This window comes from Halorubrum shenae (assembly GCF_051194165.1).
GTDB lineage: Archaea > Halobacteriota > Halobacteria > Halobacteriales > Haloferacaceae > Halorubrum.
Genome location: NZ_JBLZNI010000007.1, coordinates 143,167 through 158,056 on the forward strand (window position 1 = coordinate 143,167; position 14,890 = coordinate 158,056).

16 protein-coding genes and 1 tRNA gene are annotated in these 14,890 nt (G+C 66.8%); 7 read left to right on the top strand and 10 right to left on the bottom strand.

All coding sequences use genetic code 11. From position 1 onward, the window contains the following. Positions 1-79: 79 nt before the first annotated feature. From ACNS88_RS10430 to ACNS88_RS10440, 3 genes are all read right to left on the bottom strand, one after another. Positions 80-976: a complex I NDUFA9 subunit family protein gene (locus ACNS88_RS10430; protein ID WP_435096939.1), complete on the bottom strand. Its 897-nt coding sequence runs from the start codon at positions 974-976 to the stop codon at positions 80-82. Between the two features lie 104 nt (positions 977-1,080). Beyond that, positions 1,081-1,950: a universal stress protein gene (locus ACNS88_RS10435; RefSeq protein ID WP_435096942.1), complete on the bottom strand. Its 870-nt coding sequence runs from the start codon at positions 1,948-1,950 to the stop codon at positions 1,081-1,083. Positions 1,951-2,034: 84 nt separating this feature from the next. Then, the gene (locus tag ACNS88_RS10440) at positions 2,035-3,390 is read right to left on the bottom strand and encodes a hemolysin family protein (RefSeq protein ID WP_435096945.1); all 1,356 of its coding nucleotides are present in this window, start codon (positions 3,388-3,390) and stop codon (positions 2,035-2,037) included. A gap of 134 nt (positions 3,391-3,524) precedes the next feature. Between ACNS88_RS10440 and tmk the strand changes: the two genes are divergently transcribed. Continuing rightward, entirely contained in the window at positions 3,525-4,118 is a 594-nt protein-coding gene (tmk, locus tag ACNS88_RS10445) for a dTMP kinase (RefSeq protein WP_435096948.1), read from the top strand. A gap of 56 nt (positions 4,119-4,174) precedes the next feature. On the opposite strand, the gene ACNS88_RS10450 is transcribed toward tmk, so the two are convergent. The 4 genes from ACNS88_RS10450 to ACNS88_RS10465 form a co-directional block, all read right to left on the bottom strand. Further along, positions 4,175-4,498 carry a DUF7991 family protein gene (locus ACNS88_RS10450; protein ID WP_435097084.1) on the bottom strand — a complete coding sequence of 108 codons (324 nt, stop codon included), beginning with the start codon at positions 4,496-4,498 and terminating at the stop codon, positions 4,175-4,177. A 75-nt stretch (positions 4,499-4,573) separates the two neighbouring features. Then, positions 4,574-5,164 (bottom strand): DUF5813 family protein, encoded by a 591-nt coding sequence (locus ACNS88_RS10455; RefSeq protein WP_435096951.1) that lies wholly within the window; start codon positions 5,162-5,164, stop codon positions 4,574-4,576. A 142-nt stretch (positions 5,165-5,306) separates the two neighbouring features. Continuing rightward, the gene (locus ACNS88_RS10460; protein ID WP_435096956.1) at positions 5,307-5,552 is read right to left on the bottom strand and encodes a HalOD1 output domain-containing protein; all 246 of its coding nucleotides are present in this window, start codon (positions 5,550-5,552) and stop codon (positions 5,307-5,309) included. Positions 5,553-5,714: 162 nt separating this feature from the next. Next, positions 5,715-8,219, bottom strand: coding sequence for a bacterio-opsin activator domain-containing protein (locus ACNS88_RS10465; RefSeq protein ID WP_435096958.1), 2,505 nt, complete (start codon positions 8,217-8,219; stop codon positions 5,715-5,717). A gap of 344 nt (positions 8,220-8,563) precedes the next feature. Here ACNS88_RS10465 and ACNS88_RS10470 point away from each other — a divergent pair, with 344 nt between their 5' ends. Beyond that, positions 8,564-9,574: a hypothetical protein gene (locus tag ACNS88_RS10470; RefSeq protein ID WP_435096960.1), complete on the top strand. Its 1,011-nt coding sequence runs from the start codon at positions 8,564-8,566 to the stop codon at positions 9,572-9,574. A 139-nt stretch (positions 9,575-9,713) separates the two neighbouring features. Here the strand turns inward: ACNS88_RS10470 and ACNS88_RS10475 are convergent. The 3 genes from ACNS88_RS10475 to ACNS88_RS10485 all read right to left on the bottom strand — a co-directional run bounded on the left by ACNS88_RS10475 (position 9,714) and on the right by ACNS88_RS10485 (position 10,775). Then, positions 9,714-9,798: transfer RNA gene (locus tag ACNS88_RS10475), tRNA-Leu, on the bottom strand. 82 nt (positions 9,799-9,880) lie between these two features. After that, positions 9,881-10,231 (bottom strand): ferredoxin, encoded by a 351-nt coding sequence (locus ACNS88_RS10480; RefSeq protein WP_435096961.1) that lies wholly within the window; start codon positions 10,229-10,231, stop codon positions 9,881-9,883. An 85-nt stretch (positions 10,232-10,316) separates the two neighbouring features. Then, entirely contained in the window at positions 10,317-10,775 is a 459-nt protein-coding gene (locus tag ACNS88_RS10485; protein WP_435096963.1) for a DUF5796 family protein, read from the bottom strand. A gap of 117 nt (positions 10,776-10,892) precedes the next feature. Here ACNS88_RS10485 and ACNS88_RS10490 point away from each other — a divergent pair, with 117 nt between their 5' ends. From ACNS88_RS10490 to ACNS88_RS10510, 5 genes are all read left to right on the top strand, one after another. Beyond that, a complete protein-coding gene (locus tag ACNS88_RS10490; RefSeq protein ID WP_435096964.1) occupies positions 10,893-12,260 on the top strand; it encodes a hypothetical protein in 1,368 nt (455 codons plus the stop codon). After that, positions 12,260-12,721: a hypothetical protein gene (locus tag ACNS88_RS10495; protein ID WP_435096965.1), complete on the top strand. Its 462-nt coding sequence runs from the start codon at positions 12,260-12,262 to the stop codon at positions 12,719-12,721. Before ACNS88_RS10490 ends, ACNS88_RS10495 begins: the two co-directional genes overlap by 1 nt. An 85-nt stretch (positions 12,722-12,806) precedes the next feature. Continuing rightward, positions 12,807-13,382, top strand: coding sequence for a hypothetical protein (locus tag ACNS88_RS10500; protein ID WP_435097086.1), 576 nt, complete (start codon positions 12,807-12,809; stop codon positions 13,380-13,382). A gap of 88 nt (positions 13,383-13,470) precedes the next feature. Next, entirely contained in the window at positions 13,471-14,364 is an 894-nt protein-coding gene (locus ACNS88_RS10505) for a shikimate kinase (protein ID WP_435096966.1), read from the top strand. Between the two features lie 30 nt (positions 14,365-14,394). Beyond that, complete coding sequence (locus ACNS88_RS10510) at positions 14,395-14,688, top strand: chorismate mutase (RefSeq protein WP_267665263.1); 294 nt, start codon at positions 14,395-14,397, stop codon at positions 14,686-14,688. Positions 14,689-14,890: the final 202 nt, after the last annotated feature.

Consider the following 14,890-nt stretch of genomic DNA (forward strand, 5'->3'; position numbering starts at 1 on the left):
GACGCGATCACCCGACCGGCGCTCAAGTCGTCGGCGGTGTGGCGCTGCCGTCTCGCGGATCGGCTCCGATCGACCGCCATCAGTCCACACCGAGATGTTCACCGAGCGTCGTCAGCTCGGCGGGGTCGGTGTCGAACGCCGCCACGTCGTTGTCGGCGGTCGTGTTATCGAACTTTAACGACCGGTACTGGTCGGGCCCCATCGGGAACCCGGGGACCGCACCGAGGACGCTGAGCCCGATCCGGGCGAGCGGCATCGGTAGCGGGACGATCGTGACTCCCTTCTTCTCGGCCGCGTACACGAGGTCGGTCACCTCGCGCAGCGTCAGCGTCTCCGGCCCGCCCACCTCGTACGTCTCGCCGACGTGCTCGTCGTCTTCCAGCGCCGCGGCGAGCATCGGGACGAGGTCTTCGACGTGGATCGGCTGGAAGCGGGTCTTCCCGCCCCCGGGAAGTGGGTACAGCGGGACGCCCGGCGCGAACATCCCTTTCAGTCGCTTGGTGAACGAGACGAACTCGCCGCCCTCACCGAAGACGACGGAGGGACGAAAGATCGTCCAGTCGAGGCCGCTCTCGTGGACGATCTCCTCGGCTTCCCCCTTCGCGCGGATGTAGGCGGTGTCGCCGTCGGCGTCGGCGCCGAGCGCACTGAGCTGGAGGAACCGCTCGGCGTCGCCGTCGGTGGCGGCACGCACGAGGTTCTCCGTGCCTTTCCGGTGGATCCGGTCGTGCATGACGTTCCCGCCTTTCGGCTCGAACAGCGGCGAGAGCGCGACCAGATTCACTACCGCGTCGTGTCCCTCCACCGCCCCGGCGATCGAGTCGTAGTCCGTCACGTCGCCCGTCGCGGACGCGACCCCATCGGGGGTGTCGCTCGGCGATCGAGAGAGGGCCGTCACCTCGTGACCCCCGTCCGCGAGCTCGCGGCAGAGGTACGACCCGATGAACCCGGTTCCGCCGGCTACCAACACTTTCATACACCATGCGACGAGCGGAACGCCCGTAAACCTACCGCGATGTCAGCCACCGAATAGCGAGACGTGAGACGTCGGGACCCACGAGCCGGCGAACAATCTCCGGATCAGTCCCGGTCGCTCTGGTCGGGGACCGTCAACACCGGTACCGGAGACGTACGGACGGTGCGTTCGGCGACGCTCCCGAGGAGGTAGCGCTCGACGCCGGTCCGCCCCTGCGTCCCCATGACGACGAGATCGATGTCGTTCTCGTCGACGTACGCCTGGATCCCGAGCGACGCGGACGACCCGACATCGACCGCTTCGACGGTCTCGACGCCCGCCTCCTCGGCGGTCGCCGCCGCGTCCGCCACCGTCCTCTCGGCCCCCTTGACCAGCGTGTCCACGCCCGAGTACCGCTCGCTGCCGATGATCCCGATGTCGACGACGGAGAGGACGTGGACCGTCGCGCCCGCGCGCTCGGCGAACGTCAGCGCCCGGTCGAGAGCGTCGCCGGCGCGATCGCTTCCGTCCGTCGGCACGAGGACGTTCCGGTAAGGGTACCGCGCCGACTCGCCGTCCGGTCGGATACTGAGGACCGGCACCGTCGACTCACGAACGACGCGCTCGGTGGTACTCCCGAGGAGCAGGCGGTCGAACCCCGTCCGACCGCGGGTCGGCATGGCGACCAGATCTATCTTATGCTCCTCGGTGTACGCGGCGATCGTCTCGGCGACGCCGCCCTGTCGCACCTCGGTCGCCGTCTCGACGCCCCGGTCGGCGGCGCGGTCCGCGGCCGCCTCGACGATCTCCACCCCCTCGCGTTCGAGCACGTCGACGACCTCGCGGCCGATCCGCGTGACGCTGTCGTGGGTCGTGTCGGCGACGTTGAGGACGTGGACGGTCGCGCCGTGATCGGCCGCCAGATCGAGGACGTGACCGAACGCGGCGCTCGCCCCGTCGCTGCCGTCGGTCGGGAACAGGATACGGTCGAACATACGCCCACAGTCGCAGCGTACTGATAAAAAGGTCCTCGGCGGTTCGTGACGGCAGGGAAGCGGCTGACAGGGAAGCGGCCGCCGTCAGGCGTCGTCCGTCTCGTCGGCCTCGTCGCCCTCGTCGCCGCCCTCGTCGGCCTCTTCGATCCTGACCGTCGAGATGCGTGCGCCGTCGGCGGCCGTGACCTCGAAGACGTGGTCGTCGGCCGTGACCGTGTCCCCGGGCTCCGGGGTGCGGCCGAGCCGGTCGAGCACGAGTCCGCCGAGCGTCTCGAACCCGTCGCCGTCGAAATCGGTGCCGAGTGCGTCGTTGACGACGGACAGCGAGAGCGAGCCGTCGGCCTCGTAGGTCCCCGTCCCAGTTTTCCGAACCGCGTGTTCGGCACCCTCGGCATCGAACCCGTCGCGGAGGTCGCCGACGAGCGTCTCGACCGCATCCTCGACGGTGACGATCCCCTCGAAGGCGCCCCACTCGTCGATGACCGCGGCCATCTGGCGACGCTCGTCGCGGAACTGCACGAGGAGGTCGCTCAGCGATGTGGTCTCCGGGACGACCACGAGGTCGCGCGCGAGGTCCGCAGCCGTGACCGACTCGTCCCCCTCATCGCCGGCGCGCAGCACGTCTTTCACGTCGACGAAGCCGACCACGCGGTCTGCGTCGTCGGCCGCCACCACCGGGTATCGGGTGTGGCCCGCGTCGAGCACGGTCGCGCGAATCGTAGCGAGGTCCGCGTCCGCCGGGATGTTCGTCACGTCCGGACGGGGAACCATCGCCTCTCGAACCACGGTGTCGTCGAGTTCGAAGACGGCGTCGATCATCTCGACTTCGACGTCCGCGACGTTCCCGGCCGCGCCGGAGCGCGCGAGTACGCGACGGATCTCCCGTTCTTCCATCGTTTCGTCCGTCTCCGAGGCCGGCGGGACGCCGAGCATGCGCGTGAAGGCGTTCGCCGCGCCGTTGAAGACGACGATACCGGGCGAGAACAGGTAGTAGGAGAGCTTCATGGGGGGCGCTAACAGCATCGCGACGCGCTCCGCCTGCGCGATGGCGATCGTCTTCGGCGCCAGCTCGCCGAACACGACGTGGAGGAACGTGATGATACTGAACCCGATCGCAAACGCGACGAGGTGAACGAGGTTCCCGGGGAGCAGCGGTCCGAGCGCCGGCTCGATCAGCGCCACGATCGCGGGCTCACCGACCCACCCGAGCCCGAGCGAGGCGAGCGTGATCCCGAGCTGCGTCGCCGCGAGGTAGTCGTCGAGGCTCCCCATCACGTCCTGTAACGCTCCCGATCCGGGGCGCCCCTCCTCGACCAGCTGCTCGACCGAGGTGGAGCGGACGCGGACGAAGGCGAACTCGGAGGCGACGAAGAAGCCGTTCACCACGACCAACACGAGCGCCGCGACAACCCGCGCGACGGAGATCGCGATGTCTACCATCGCTGCCTCCCCGGCGGGCGAGCGTGGCGGGTGTGGGAAGTTTCGGTGACCATGCCAGCGATTCCACGCGAAGCCACAAAAAGGGGTCCGTCGGAACCCGCGCCGTTTATTCCTCACCGCGCCGGAGCGCGAGTATGCTGATCACGCTGGAGGGGCTCGACGGCAGCGGGAAGACCACCGTCTGGGAGGCGCTTCACGACGTGTACCCGGACGCGACGTTCACCCGCGAGCCGACCGAGAGCTGGTACGGCGAGGCGGTCGACCGGTCGATCGAGGCCGACGACGCCGACCCGCTCGCGGAGCTGTTCCTGTTGACAGCCGACCACGCGGACCACCTCTCGGGGACGATCGAGCCCGCTCTCGCCGACGGCGGCCTCGTGATCTCCGACCGTTACTCCGACTCCCGGTTCGCCTATCAGGCGGCGACGCTCGCTGCCAGCGACGCCGACATCGACCGCCCGCTAGAGTATATAAAGGGGATCCACGCAGCCTTCTCGCGGCCGCCGGACGCGACGATCTACCTCGATCTGGACGCCCGCGAGGCCGCCGAGCGCGCGGGTCGGACCAACAAGTTCGAGCAGGACGGCTATCTCGCCGCAGTTCGCAAAAACTACGAGCGCCTGATCGACGCCGAACCGGACCGATTCGTCCGCGTCGACGCCTCTCGGTCGCCGGAGGCGGTCGTCGCGCGAGTGGAAGAGGTTCTCGCGGAGCTGCTCGGAGAGTAGGCCGGTCGCGTCGTCTTCTGCGGTAGCGCCGTCAGTTCGCGTTCAGCAGTTCAACCTCAGTTCGTGTCCGGCAGTTCAACGTCGTCAGGCGATGGGACGTAGAGGTAGTCGATCGCCGCCCCGAGCACGACGGGGAGCCCGATGAGCAGCGCCGCGACGAGCGTCGGGCTGCCGAGGTCGATTCCGGCGCCGACGTTGAGGACGCCGGTGAACACCAGCATCGAGATAAACAGCAGCATCGGGGTCAACACGAGCGTGTACACGACCGACCCCCACGAGGTGTTCAGCCGGAGCCTGAAAAAGCGGGTCGTCACCCCGGCGATCAGCGTGTGGAAGGCCACGAGGGCGACGAGGCTGACGAACCCGAACAGCGCGAGCATGTCTGCCCTATGGGCTCCCGGCATTTGCCCCTATCGGCCGAGGCCGGTCCGAGACACGTCCGTCGGCCGGGGCGGCTAGAACCCGCCGCCGCTGTTACCCTGCTGGCGCGCTGCGGAGAGCAGCCCGTCGAGCGGCTCCGTGTACTCGTAGCCGGGGATGACGCCCTGTACATAGGTCCCTTGGACGAAGTTGATCAGCGCGCCGGCGTCGTCGACGCCGCGCCGCTCGTTGATCTCCGTCACCTCGAACTCGATCGTGATCTCGTCGTCGCCGACCGCCACGGTCGGGTCGAACTCGTGGTCCCCGCGGGTGACCCCACTCACGTCGACGACGCGCAGTTCGAACGTCTCGATCCAGCCCTCCTCGACCACGTCGGCGACCTCGTCGGCCGCCGTCGCCGAGATGGTCGGCACCCGGACTGTCACCGAGAAGCGAACCCGACCGTCCGTGGCCGGCTCCGCGCGCACCTCGGCGTCAAAGGGGGTCGTCTCCGCGGTCCAGACCCCGTCGCCCGCAGGCTCGAAGGAGCCGTGGTCCGCGAATGCGCGGCGGACGCGGTCGGGGAGGTCTGCCTCGCCGCCGGTCCCTCCCTCGGGTTCACTCTTCCGCTCGCCGTCGCCGCCGATCCCGCCCTCGCTCTCGGCTTCGCTCTCGCGCTCGCTCATACCGGATCGAAGGCGACACGCGAGTAAAAGCGCGTTGTGTCGGGGGTGGCGGCGGCTCGTCGTCGACGAGTTCGAGGACGGGAGAGACCTGACGACCGGCGTCTACCGTTCCTCCGACCCCGCGACAATCAGTAACATGGGCTTATACGGGGTGATTCGCACGGACCTGCCCCCCGTCCGTCACCGTCACGTAACAGTCGGCCATTCGGAACGACACAGAAAGCGAGAGGTCGTCCGACGCTCCGGACTGTTGGGCGAGGCGCCCCAGCGCGTGCGGGTCGATAATATCGTACAACCGATCCTCGATGTCGCGCCGGTCGATGTCGCGTTCCTCGGCGATCGCCGTGACGATGTCCCAGCAGAGGTCATCATCTAAATCAGCAGTCATTGTTCACCTGTAGAAAGACGCGACGCCGGCATCGACATTACGGGAACGCCAGTAGTATGTCAGACGAATGCGTACTACGTGTGTAGTGTCCCCCGCGATCGGGACGAAGCTGTACTACCGGGTTCGAGACCGTTCGACCGGGAACGATCTCTCGGTGACGGGTCAGCGCTCTCCGACGTCGCCGAAGAGGAGCGAGAAGAGCGTGCTCTCGGTCGTGCGAAGGTGGCGGTTGAACGTCGGCTGTGTGATGTCCAGCGTTTCGGCGACCTCTTCACCGGTACTGGCGCGTGGCCACTCGAAGTAGCCGGACAGGTAGGCCGTGCGCACGACCTCCTGCTGGCGGTCCGTGAGTCGGTCGGTGACTGACGTCGAGAACGTCTCGGACTCCTCCTCGGGGGACTTCCGTTCGCGGCGTGCTCGGAGTTCGACCTCCCGGTACTGCTTCTCGAGCGCTTCGATCAACAGGCGAACGTCTGCCGACTGGGGAAGGGTGAGCGTCACCGCGACGCCGTCGGCATCCGCACGAAGGCTCTCGACGTCCGCCCCGTAGTCGGCCAGTCGACCGGAGAGCGTCGGGGCGGTCACCGTTACGGCGAAACGCGGATCGCCGTCTTCCCCGACTGAGCGGACGGTCTCGACGGCGAGAACCGACGAGGAAAGCGACGCTGGGTCCACCTGGGACCGCAGCGACAGTACCGATCGACCGTCGTCACCCGGAACCACGCCCTCGACACGAACGGGTTCCCCGAGGGCACCTGCCAGCCGGGACGAGAGGATAGTCGAGTCCTCGATCCGCAGCTCCAGTTCGATCGACGACTCGCCGTGGAGCGACCGCTTCGTCTCTAAGCCGTTGATCGCGTTGCCGATGGTGCCGCCGAGGCTCTCGAGCAGATCACCGAGGTCGCCGTCGAACGCCCCCGGCTGGGTAGCGTACACGGAAAGCACGCCGTACGCGAGGTCGTTGTACTCGATGGGAACGCTCGCGATCGACTGAAACCCCCGAACGAGAGCGCGCGTTCGCCAGTGGGACTCGCGCAGGTCCGTCGAGATGTCGGGGATCACGATCGGCGTCCGGGAGGCGAGCACCCGGCCGGACGGCTCGGTGTCCCCCTCCGACGACAGGCGCGTCTGATCGGTTCCGAGAACCTCCAGGTCGTCGAGGTAGGCGTCGCCGTCGCCGGCGTAGGCTACCGGCTGTAGTCCCTCCCCGCTGCGGTACGCTTCGCCGAACCAAGCGAACGCGACCTGGTCGGCCCCGACGAGGTGGGTACAGACGGCCGTCGCGATATCCCCGAGGGTGTCCGCGTCGACGAGCGCGCCGTTTATCTGCCGGAGCAGGTCGTTGAACTCGTGAAGTCGTTCGAGCCGACTGTTCCGTGCAGCCAGTTCCTCCCGACGGCGGGACAGTTCCTCCCCGCGCTCGACGCGACCGAGCGCGACGACCGCGTTGGCCGCCAAAAGTTCGACGGCCTCGATAGCGTTGTTCGGAGTCACACCGGATCCGAACTCGATGGTCAACAGCCCGTGTTCCTCCAGCGACGCGAACAGGCCGTTGTCGCTCGCCATCGCATCGGCCTCACCTTCGATGACTCGACCGGTGGGCTGTTGTGTCGTATCGTCGTCCGTCCGCTCCGACTCTCCGGTCGAGGAGGGGGAACCATCCCGACTGACTGACGAGCGCCCAGTCGCGAACGCTTCCCACTCGGGGGTTCCCGGAGACCGGGGATCGGCGTCCGTTTTCGAGGCGTCGATGGGAACGAGGCGAGATTCGGTCTTGTCGAAACGGTACGCTACGACCGTGGCGTCTGGCCACACGGTAGTCGCCACATCGACGATCGTCTCGCAGACCGCCTGCTTGTCGTCGGCGCGAAGTAACTCGCGGGTCGATCGATTCAACTCGCGGAGTGTGCGTTCGTGGTGATGACGATCCGTCACGTCCCTGAGGACCCCGACCTGACGTCGGTCCCCGTTCGCGAACTCGACGGTCGAAAACCGGGTTTCGATCGGAACCGACTCTCCGTCGGCTGTCCGAATGGACGACTCGATCAGTCCCACGTCAGAGCTCTCGTCACGGAGCTGTTCGAGGATCTGAGTGGCCATCGATAGCGTCTCATCGCCCGCGAGCATCGAGGAGTGGGAGCCGATGAGTTCCTCGCGACTGTACCCGGTTATCTCTGTGATCGCCTCGTTGATCGAGGTGATGACGAACGCCTCGTCGAGCGTGTACACTCCGTCGTCGAGCGTGTCCAGAATGCGCCTCGATCGCTTCACCTCGCGCGAGAGTTGGACCTGATCGGCGGCGTCCTGCAGCTGGATGAAAATCATCTCCGCGACCGGAATTGCGCGAGCGGTAAATTGTCCATCGTCCTCGAGATCGATCCCGAATTCGACGGGTTCGCCGGTCTCGAGAGCGCTTCTGACCGCTTCGACGCCCGCCTCGTCGAAACAAGTGTCTAACGCTTCGCCGACTGGATCCGGGAGTCGTTCGGCCAGTCGGGTTTCGATTCCCGAAGACCCGACTACTGTAAGTGACTCGTCCGCGACCAGAAATCCGACGGTTCCACGGTCAAGACCGTTTTCGAACGAGCCGTCTCTCTCCGGGTGCGTCGGCCAAACCGAATCGCTCTTGACGTCCGACGGAGTCGTCTCGCATTCATCCTCGCTCACTTTAGGAAGTATCGGACGCAGCTTAATAAGATTCACCTTAGTTAAATAAAACAGAGAATATCGTGAAATATTATATCTTTGAATGATAGGTGACGGATCGAAACGAACGCTGGAGACGAATTGACGGGGTTCGCTGCCGCTAGAATCTCGGACAATTGGTTCGGCACGCCTCCTTTCGAAGTGGTAATACTACATTAACCGACGCATAGAGCGATGAACCGCCCGAATAGGCGCATCCTCGTTATTACATCAGAAATTTAGATACATTCACGAAATCGTACTTTTTATGTGGAAACTAACCTTTTATTCGGAGGATTTAAATGATTAAGGGGTTGTTAGCCGGTATGGCACACAAGTTGGAGACTGGGGATGCGCCCACTCGAGGGGGGGACATGTTGGATTCCGGCGCCGAGTACGCACGGACTATCGACCTCGTCGAACTGCCGGCAATGATCCGGGACGCAGCGGACAGGTACGATCGGATGATCGGTGACCGGGACCGATTTCTCTGGAAGTGGATTCACAATCTCTTCGACGAGTTCACCCTGTCGTCGGTCGCACTCGACGCGGCGGACACGGTCCGAGAACAGAAGACGCTCCTGACAATCTTCGTCACGACGATGGACGACTTAGCGGAGATGAAAGGGGACAGTGCGACCTTCAAGTGGGCACGCCGGATCCCGTTCGACTCGACCGCACGGACAGCAGACGTACCGGACCGCGTCGATCGGGAGACCGTCGATTTCCTCGTGGAACTCTGGTCGGAAATCGAAGGCAAACTCGAGGACGCGCCGAGGTACGCCGAGTTCGAGGACCTTTTCGAGTACGACGTTCGACAGACGATCAACGCGATGGATTACTCTCGGGTGTTGAACGACAACCCGAGGGGAGCCAACCGGGCCGAAGCAGAGCGCTTCGACGCGTATAACATGGCGATGTTCCCGTACGCGTGCATAGATCTGATGTACTCGCACTCCTTCGAACGGCGGGAACTGGGTGCGCTACGGAGCCTGCTCTGTGAACTTCAGCAGATGGCGAGAATCGGGAACTGGCTGACCACGTGGGAGCGTGAACTTACGGAAGGGGACGTCAGCTCCGGGATACTCGTCTGTGCGCTTCGGCGGAACGTGATCACGCAAGCGGAGATCACTGAACCCGACGAGGCGACCGCCGAGCAGTTGATCGATCGGATCAAGTCACACGGGATCGAATCCGAGTTCACCCGCGACTGGGAGATTCGATGTCGGGCGGTCCGCAAACGAACCGCCGAACTCGACAGCGTAGACGCGGAAGCGTTCGTGAACGGCTTGGAGACGGTGATGAACCACCACCTCGCGAGCGACGGATACAAGTGACATCCTCTCCGCTGTGACCGGAGAGGGAGCGAAGTAGGGACGTGTTAACACCGGTTTCTACGAGAATACCTCGCGATCGAATGCAGGGGCAGGAATTCGAGTCCGATCCGCGGCGCTCACGGTGTGTGAGCGCTGCGGATGCGGGGGAAGGGATTCGAACCCTCGAACCTCTACAGGAGCGGATCTTAAGTCCGCCGCTTTTGGCCAGGCTCAGCCACCCCCGCTCGGATTTGGATATCCGCGGCGGGGTCAAACCCCTTTCGGATGCCGTGGCGGAGTTCCGGTGCTCCGCCCACCAGCCTCCTCTTACCAGTCCACCGAGAGCGTCCCGTCGCCGTGTGGGTTTGGCGCGATCTCCTCGTCGGTACGCCGATCGACGACGTGGATCACGCCGCGGTCCTTCTTCGCGGGGCACACTTCGGCGGCACGAACGTTCTCCTCGAGTTCGTCCTCGCCGATGTAGTACGACCGGGGTTTCGCCATGCCACTCTGTACGTCCATCACCCAGTTGTCGCCGACTTCGGCGCATTTGCCCGCCCCGAAGCATTTGTTCGCCTCGAAAACGATCTTGTAGGGCTTCTCCTCGATCGGCGGTCCCTCGCCGCCGATGTCGCTCGCGCGCAGCACGTCGTTGTCGGCGTCCCCCTCGTCGCTCATACCTGTGATCGACCCCGGTCGGCCTTTCGTCTGTCGGTCGTTTTCATCTGCCGGTCGCTCTCGCCGCTCGCTCCGACAAGCGCGCTCACCGATGCGCGTCGAGCCCGTCTTCCGGCGCCTCGACGATCTCGTAGCTCCCCTCCGTCCAGCCGTCCTCGACGAAGACGAACACGCGGCCGCCGGCGGTCTCGGGATCGGCGATAACCTCGTTGCGCTGGCCCTCCCGCCCGACGATCACGCCGGGGAACACCTCGTCGCGCTCGCCGTCGTCGACGATGACGCGACCGACCCCCGAGTCCTCCAGAATCTCGTCGTCGGTGTTGTAGTCGTTGACGTACGTCATCACGCCCTCCGTCTCCGTCGGGTCCGTGACGAGCACGTGCGTCTCCTTGCCCGGGCCGGCGGTCACCGACCCCTCGATGACGTCGGGGACGCCGCGGTAGAGGGTAGTTCGTCCGTCGAGGTACTCGACGACGACGCCCTCCTCGCGGAGGTCGACCCCGATCGACGTGGGGGGAACGTCGCTGCGTGAGGTTGCTGACATGACCGTCCCTCGGTACGCACGCCTCAAAAGGGGCGCGCTCGGCGGTCGACTGCGGTTCATTCAGAATCGAGAATTGGGGATGGCACATTTAAGGCCCCTCCGCCGGGAGAGTGCTGTATGAAACGGACGCGACGGGGCCTGTTAGGCGTCGGCGCCGCCGCCGTCGCCGGGCTCTCCGGCTGTCTCGGCGTCGAGGGCGTCGAGTACCCCGACGCGGCCGCGGAGGACCCGCCGAGTGCGGACGACGGCGCCGACGGCGAGGACGACGGCGAGAGCGACGCTGACGGTCAAGTCGACGATCCCGAGTCGGTCGCGAACGAGGCGCTCGCGGCGGCGACCCGGAACGTCGTCGACGACGCGGTGTGGTTCGCGACCGAGTACGCATCGGCGGTCGAGACGTATCGGAACGCGATCCGGGGGGTCGTCGCCGAGGTCGATACCGTCCGGGACGCGGCCGACGAGAACGACGCGGTAACCGCCGAGATGGTCAACCGGCTCGACGAGGCCGGCCGCGCGGCCGCCGATACCGCCGCCGACGCGCTCGAACCGCATTTCCACCCCCGCTCCCGGATCGTCTCGCGCACCGAGCGCCACGTCGCGGCGCTCCGAACGTTCGCCTCCCGCGGCGACGTCGACCGCTTCTTGGAAGAGCTTTCGCGGATGCGCCGCGGCTTCGCCGCCGTCGGAACCGCCACGTACGTCGACAAGGCGTTCTCTCGTGACCCGATCCACAACCGGCTGTTAAACCGCCTGCTGTACCCCCTCCCGGACGGCGGTACCGAGGATCGGGAGCGGATCCGCGGCGAGGCGTTCGTCGAACTCGGGCTCGCGAGCCGCGGCTTCTCGGCGTTCGTACACGAGCCGTACGACGACAAGTACGACAGAAACCGAATCCCCCGGATCTACGGGAACGCGTTCGGGGCGGCCCGGCGCGAGGAACTTCGCGCGCGTCTGGGACCGATACCGCGCTCCGAGGACCGGACCGAGGAGCTATTCGTCGCGTTCGCCACGCGTCCCGACGCCGGCAACCGACCGAGTCGGACGTTCGAGGGATGGGCCCACGAACTCGACGGGATCCCCCTGTACGTCCAGCGGTACCCGGACGCGGCGACCGCGAGCGATCGGCTCGAAGAGGCGCTCACCGCCGCCTCGACTGAGGGACGCGCACCGATCGACCCCGACGCGACCGCGGCCGGCTCCGACTTTTCCGGGGACGCGACGACGAACGAGAGCGGAAGCGACGGTGGTGGCGGGGACGACGACGAGGACCAAGCGCCGGCGTATCAGGGACCGACCCGCTGGCGCCGTCTCTACCACCACGAGGCCGAGGGCGAGCGATACGGCTTCGACGAGCACGCCGGCGTCCAGTACGGCTACGTCGTGCAGGCCGGCGAGTTCGTGCTCGCGACCGGGTTCTCGGGCGACGCGTGGGAGGAGCGCGTGGGCTGGCAGAGGCAACTGGCGAACGGGTGGGTGGTCGTCTGATGAACGGAAACGGAATCGGCCTCACGGCGGCGGTGTTCGCGGTCGTCGGTGCCGGCGTCGGACTCGTCGCCGCCGCGACCACCGGGTGGGCCGAGACCGCGCTCGCCACGGCGGCTACCGGCGAGACCGCGCGGTTCGGGCCGGTGTTCGTCGCGCAGTCGTACCTCGCCGTCACCGCCGCCGCCTTGGCCTTTGCGCCCCTGCTCGCAGGCGTGCTTGGCGTCCTCGTCGGTTCACGAACGTACGATGCTCGGGAGGCGGCCGCGACCTGCGGGCTCGGGGGCGGGCTCGGTGCGCTGGCGTACGGGCTCGTCGTCGTCGTCCTCGTCGTCGCGTCCCAAGGGGAGGCGGCGACGCAGGCCCACGGAATCACGGACGCGCTCGGATCGGTACTCACGACCGCGGTCGTCGCCGCCGTCGTCGGCGCGGTGACCGGCGTGCTCGGGTCGGTGACGGGGTGACCATGGCGGTCCGAACCCCCGCTCGTCGCGACCGCGGACCGACCGGATGCCCACCTTTAGTGCGCTCGGCGACGTGGAGGCGACTATGACGCCCTCGCTCCGCCGTCGACGTCTGCTGGCCGCCGCGGTCCCTGGCCTGCTCGCGGGCTGTCTCGTGGAGTCGAGCGAGAACGCCGGCGGCTCCGACGACGGTTCAGGGACCGCCACAGGCGACGACACCGGGGACGCCGAGGGCGGGGGTGACCGGTCTCTCTCCGAGAGCGACGGGTCCGCCGCCGGGGAGGCGGACGACGGTCCACCCGAAAAGGTCGGCCCCGACGGCTCCGGCCTCGTGGTGACAAACGTCGACGTACTGGGCGTGACCGACAGCGGCTACGAGACGACGGTCCGAGCGCGGCTCACCGTCGAAAACGCCGGGCGATTCACCTACGGCACGGTCGAGCTTCGCGCCGACGCGTACGCGACCCGCCCGGGTTCCAACGAGCGCGAGGCGGTCGGCTACGAGTACATCACCGAGCGGTTCACCTCCGACGAGCGATTCGCGGGCGGGACCGAACGGTTCGACGTGACGATCTCTTTCCGAAGCCGGGAGACCCGCGCCCGCCCCGATCCGGACTGGTACGAAGTCGACGCCGCGATCCGGCGCGCGGAGCCGGTCTGAAAGCGGTCGGAAGCGCGCCCCTCTGTGCACCCCCGAGAGACTCGCCGTGATCGCTACCTCTTTGTCCGCGCTCGCGAGCCGTAAGTGCATGGAGGGACGGGCAGCGGCGCTCGGCGCCGGCACCGTGTTGAACGCGCTCGCGACGGGTACCGGCGCGGCCTTCGGTATCGACGTCGAGACGCGCGCGACGGTAGCGCTCGACCCGGACGCCGCCGACGTGCGCGGAACGATCGCCGAGGACCCCGGGGGCGACACCGCCCTGATCGAGCGCTGCGTCGCGCTCGCGACCGAGCGCTGGGGCGACGGCGAGGGCGGCACCGTCCGGACCGACAGCGACGTGCCGCTCGCTGCGGGGCTCAAAAGCTCCAGCGCGGCCGCCAACGCGACGGTGCTCGCGACCTGCGACGCGCTCGGGCTCGCGGTCGGCGACGACCCGGACGACTCCGCGGTCGACGTCACCCGCCTGGAGGCCTGTCGGCTCGGCGTGCGCGCGGCCCGTGAGGCGGGCGTCACGGTCACGGGCGCGTTCGACGACGCGACCGCCTCGATGCTCGGCGGCGTCACCGTCACCGACAACGGGAACGACGAGCTGCGCTCCCGAGAGGCCGTCGACTGGGACGTGCTCGTCTGGACGCCGCCCGAACGCGCCTACAGCGCGGACGCCGACGTGGCCCGCTGTGAGGCGGTCGCGCACATGGCGGACCTCGTGGCGGACCTCGCGCTGGACGCGCGGTACGCGGAGGCGATGACCGTCAACGGGCTCGCGTTCTCCGCCGCGCTCGGCTTCGACGCCGACCCGGCGGTCGAGGCGATGCCCCACGCCACCGGGGTGTCGCTGTCGGGAACCGGCCCCAGCGTCGTCGCCGTCGCGGACCCAGACGACCCCGAGACGAACCTCGATCGGGTCGCCGACGCGTGGGGCGACCGCCCCGGAACGCTGCGACGCACGACCACCAGGAACGACGGCGCGGCTATCGAGTGAGGACACTATCGACCGATCCGCAATCCACCAATGAGCGATACACCCAACACCGAGGACCGAAGCCTCGACGAACTGCGACACGAGATCGAAGACATCGACCGGGAGATCGTCGAACTGATCGCCCGCCGGACCTACGTCGCCGACACGGTCGCGGCCGTGAAGGCGGAGCGCGACCTCCCGACGACGGACGAGGGTCAAGAAGAGCGCGTGATGGAGCGCGCCGGCGACAACGCCGAGCGCTTCGACGTCGACGCGAACTTGGTAAAAGCGATCTTCCGGCTGCTGATCGAACTGAACAAGGTCGAACAAAGGGAGAGCCGGTAGACAATAAAAACGGCTGTTAGAAGGCCTCTAGACACACATTAGTAGGTTGGTGCGTCGGTTTTTGACGCAACCTTACGAATTTCGGACTCAATGAGCAGCCGGAAGATCGGATACTCGGCCGTATTACTCCAAGAACTCCGCTCACATATTCTGCCCAGTCTTGGCGAGAGAACTACCGCGAAGCTGGCAGTCAGTTCTTGTT